This window comes from Pseudoalteromonas luteoviolacea, assembly GCF_001696455.1.
GTDB lineage: Bacteria > Pseudomonadota > Gammaproteobacteria > Enterobacterales > Alteromonadaceae > Pseudoalteromonas > Pseudoalteromonas luteoviolacea_C.
In genome coordinates, this window is the sequence record NZ_MAUJ01000027.1 from 1 (window position 1) to 4,798 (window position 4,798).

Annotated in this window: 2 protein-coding genes and 3 rRNA genes; 1 reads left to right on the forward strand and 4 read right to left on the reverse strand. The window is 42.7% G+C overall.

Translation table 11 applies throughout. The annotated features are described in order from the left end of the window. Window positions 1–117, reverse strand: a 16S ribosomal RNA gene (locus A7985_RS25260); the annotation flags it as partial. A 1,065-nt stretch (window positions 118–1,182) separates the two neighbouring features. Further along, window positions 1,183–2,109 carry a DMT family transporter gene (locus A7985_RS25265; protein ID WP_065793145.1) on the reverse strand — a complete coding sequence of 309 codons (927 nt, stop codon included), beginning with the start codon at window positions 2,107–2,109 and terminating at the stop codon, window positions 1,183–1,185. Window positions 2,110–2,301: 192 nt separating this feature from the next. Between A7985_RS25265 and A7985_RS25270 the strand changes: the two genes are divergently transcribed. Then, on the forward strand, window positions 2,302–3,168 hold the full coding sequence (locus tag A7985_RS25270; RefSeq protein ID WP_065793146.1) for a bifunctional transcriptional activator/DNA repair enzyme AdaA: 867 nt from the start codon (window positions 2,302–2,304) through the stop codon (window positions 3,166–3,168). Between the two features lie 1,311 nt (window positions 3,169–4,479). On the opposite strand, the gene rrf is transcribed toward A7985_RS25270, so the two are convergent. Together rrf and A7985_RS25280 are read right to left on the reverse strand one after the other, a co-directional pair. Then, window positions 4,480–4,594 (reverse strand): 5S ribosomal RNA (gene rrf / locus A7985_RS25275). Window positions 4,595–4,709: 115 nt separating this feature from the next. Then, window positions 4,710–4,798: ribosomal RNA gene (locus tag A7985_RS25280) — 23S ribosomal RNA — on the reverse strand; the annotation flags it as partial.

Here is a 4,798-nt window from a genome sequence, read left to right on the forward strand (position 1 = left end):
TACTCACCCGTCCGCCGCTCGACGCCGAATAGCAAGCTATTCTCGTTTCCGCTCGACTTGCATGTGTTAGGCCTGCCGCCAGCGTTCAATCTGAGCCATGATCAAACTCTTCAATTAAAAGTTTTTGGTACCAAGTACCTGACTCAATGAATACTGATTGATAATTTCTTATAAAAGAAATAAATCGAATTGACTGTTATAGTCACTCAGTAAAATTGAGATTCTAATTCTTTTGCTCCTGAATCAAGAGCTGTTAGAACTCAATCTGTACGAGTGCCCACACAGATGATTGCTTCATATTTTTAAAGAACAATGTAACTAACCCTTGGTTAGTTACCGCAGCGTTGCTGCGAAGTGGAGCGCCATATTAACCGCTTCACTTTTAAAGTCAACTAGAAAATTTAATTTTTTAATTAATCTTTCAATTTAACTTTAACCTTCATTTTGGTTTGCGCTTTTCGTTGCATCCCGCCGTGTCAGTGGGTGCGCATTATAGGGAGATTTGAGATTGGCGCAAGCGTTTTTTTCGCTTTTTTCTTAATAAATTAATTTATTTAGTTAACCTCAAAATACCCATATTAGAATCACAAGTTATACACAAAAAACTGTGGATAACATATATTCCATCTAATTCAGAGACGCTTTTAATAAACGAGGACATCATTAATTTAAACGCTCATTTTGGAGGGCTCTATTAAACTTAGCGAATTCCCTTTTCTGTACATCTTAATGACCATCATTTTATTACCTCCCCCTTGCAGGGGATGCCTTAATCTTAACGTAAACATGCAGCAAATTATGCGTAACAATTCCCCTTAGACTTGCACCTACACATTCATATAGCAATAACCCTGAAATAGGCTTCATTCCAAGATTCTCTTATTAAAAGCTAGAGTCATCACAATATAAAGCTGTGCCGTGCTCCATCGAGTTAGCACGTAGCGTTGAGTAAAACGAGCTCTTCAGTTTGGAGCAATCAACAACTTATGAGTTTGCTTCCAACCTAGAAGATAAAAAGAAAGTGTTCTTTGAATAAACCTCAACTTGAATAACACAGTAACTGAATAATCACACCTTCAATAAGCAGAAACCATTCATCCTGATTGATATAAAGAAGCACATATGTAGCGGTTACCAATTATGTGAGGAATTCCAAATCTTAATATTTCTCACATTGACGTTCTAGGTAGAGTAACTCTTTTTTATTTGATGCCATAAGCGCCCATCAATTACCACAAGGCTTGTTGCTATTATCCCCATTCCAACTACGTGAATGACGTCTAGAGATTCATTTAAAAACAAAAAGCCAAGCAAAGAGGCTGAAACAGGTACGAGCAAAGTGACGAGCAATACGTTCATCGCACCGGCTAGCTCCAATATTTTAAAATAAAGCACATACGCTAATGCAGTTGACAAAATAGCGAGCCCTATAACAGCACTCCAAACCCACATCCCGATTAAGCTTACATCGATAATGCCGTCTACAAAAAAGGTGAATGGCAGTAAAACGATGGACGAAGCAGTTACCTGGCCAGCGGCGATTGTCAACGGTTTGATGTCAAAAGCTTTAAACCTTCGCCCATACACGCCTGCAAATGCGTAAGAAAGAGTGGCACCGATAATCGCAAGTTGTGCTAAGAAGCTGTTTTCTCCAATCAGTGCAGGTAAACCTACCATGACAGTGACCCCAACAAAGCCAATCATCACGCCAAACAGTTTCAATGGCGTAGGTTTTTCGTCAGGCAGTAAAATTCCGGCGATCATTACGGTGAAAATAGGAGTCGCTGCATTTAAAATAGATGCAACCCCAGAAGTGATCTGTGTTTGCCCCCAAACTATCAACCCAAACGGAATAACATTATTAAGCAAGCCCATAACCAGAAATGCGGCCCAAACCTTAAAGCCTTTTGGTGGGCGTAGCCCAAATACAGCAGCAATAACCCATAACACGATAGCAGCTATACACACTCGAAGAGACACAATTGTGAGTGGAGGGAGAGAACTAACAGCAACGCCAACAAAAAAGAAAGAGCCACCCCATAAAATTGAGAGCAAAATTAGCATTGCCCAAAGCCTCGTAGTCATTGTGTGATTAATAGCAGCTTTCATGATTGGGATTCCACAATAGAATAAGATGTAACAAGGTTAGCTGTACTAGATTTTGAAAAACATCCGATTCTTGCCCCACTTACATACTATAAAATATTGGCTTTTATCCCATTACTCGGCAAGAATCAGATGTTATTGAGAATATAATTATGGTGAAGTGCTGCTGATAGCAACTAATTATAGAGTCTAACTATGCCTAGACCACCTAAAGCCAAAAAGAACGTAAAATCTGAAAAGCTTATTGAAGTCGCTCGTTATATAGAAGCTCATTCTGATGAAAAACTTACCCTTGCCCAGCTAGGTGCCATTGCCGGCTTTTCACCTTCTCGATTACAACGTTCATTTAAAGCGCTATTTGGAGTATCACCGAAACACTTCCAAGACGAAGTACGAATGCGGAAGTTCAAGCTAAGCTTGAAAGGTTGTGAAAGCATTACGGATGCTATCTACTCATCTGGCTTCGGCTCGATAAGCCGAGTGTACGGTGAAGCAACACGCAACATTGGAATGTCGCCAAAAACCTATCGGGCAGGCGCTCAAGGCGAAATAATTCATTATGCATGCCGAGAAACGAAACTTGGTCAGATGATCATGGCCGCAACTGAGAAAGGCGTGTGTTCAGTGCAGTTTGGAAACACTCAAGCAACCTTAGTTACGCTACTATCAACAGAGTTTCCTAAAGCAACGCTTATACACTCAAAAGCTCAGGATGCCCCAGAGCTCGATGCTTGGATAGCTGCACTCGATAACTATTTATCCCTTGATGCACCTAAACCTGAGGTCCCGTTAGATTTAAAGGGTACAGCGTTTCAAATTAAAGTCTGGAAGTTTCTGCTTAGCATTAAAGAGGGCGACGTAATGAGCTATGGCGAAGTCGCACAGCACATTGGAAATGCGAACGCAGTGCGGGCTGTTGGAAATGCTTGCGCTAAAAACCGCATAGGGGTGCTTATTCCATGCCATCGTGTACTGCGCAGCGATGGCACATTAGGTGGATACAGATGGGGGTTAGCGCGAAAAAAATGCTTGTTAGCCATGGAAAACAAACTCGTTAAATAGCCCCTATCGTAGAAAGGGTGACGAATGACTGAAATGAAGTTTTGCAACATAAGGAAGTGAGTGTATAAATGCGCGCTGTAATCCAGCTTCAGGGATGAATTAAGTGCAAAGGGTTAACGACAGCGAACGCAGTGAGTGCGTTTCCTTTGCGCAAGTGTAGTGCAAAGGATTAACGATAATGAGCGCAGCGAATACGTTTGCTTTGCGCAAGGTGAAATAAGCGATTTTAACAACTGATGAGGGATTGGTGATCCATTCATTATGAACGACTTTAAATGATACTTAGAGTCCATATCAATGCCAGTGAAAGTTACTTGCTTCACCTTGCGCTAAAGCACGATTTAGCACCATAAACGCAAAAAACCCGCTGCATTTCTGCAACGGGTTTCTCTAATTGGGCCCTTGGTGCGCTACGCAGCAGGATGTCCTACTTTCACATGGGAAAGCCACCGCTGGCCGCCCCCACACTATCATCGGCTATCGTGCAAAAGGTTAGCGACAGCGAACGCAGTGAGTACGCTTCTTTTGCGCAAGGTGAAGTGAGCCGATTTAGCTGTTGCCGAGGGACTTAAACGCAAAAAACCCGCTGCATTTCTGCAACGGGTTTCTCTAATTGGGCCCTTGGTGCGCTACGCAGTAGGATGTCCTACTTTCACATGGGAAAGCCACCGCTGGCCGCCCCCACACTATCATCGGCGCTCTCGTGCAAAAGGTTAGCGACAGCGAACGCAGTGAGTACGCTTCTTTTGCGCAAGGGTGACGAATGACCGAAACGAAGTTTCGCAGCATGAGGAAGTGAGCGCATGGACGCGCGATGGGACCCAGCTTCAGGGATGAATTAAGTGCAAAGGATTAACGATAATGAGCGCAGCGAATACGTTTGCTTTGCGCAAGGTGAAATAAGCGATTTTAACAACTGATGAGGGATTGGTGATCCATCCATTATGAACGACTTAAAATGATACTTAGAGTCCATATCAATGCCAGTGAAAGTTACTTGCTTCACCTTGCGCTAAAGTCGCGCTAAAGCACGATTTAGCACTACAAACGCAGTGAGTACGCTCTTTTTTCGCAAGGGTGACGAATGACCGAAACAAAGTTTCGCAGCATGAGGAAGTGAGCGCATGGATGCGCGATGGGACCCAGCTTCAGGGATGAATAGACACTGCAAAGCTATCTACTCAGAAATTATCTAACACGATAAAACATAATACGGTGAAAGTTGCTCTCTTCACCTTGCGCTAAAGCACGATTTAGCACCATAAACGCAAAAAACCCGCTGCATTTCTGCAACGGGTTTCTCTAATTGGGCCCTGGCAATGTCCTACTTTCACATGGGAAACCCCACACTATCATCGGCGCTATTTCGTTTCACTACTGAGTTCGGCATGGGATCAGGTGGTTCCAAAATGCTATGTTCACCAGGAAATTCTGTATGCAAGATGTTTATCAACATCTTACTAAAATCTGGAAGCGTAATTAAATTCTTATCGTCTACTTTTATTCTTAACTTCTAACAAATAAAACCACTTTGGCGTTGTATGGTTAAGCCTCACGGGTAATTAGTACGAGTTAGCTCAATGCCTCACAGCACTTCCACATCTCGCCTATCAACGTTGTAGTCTTCAAC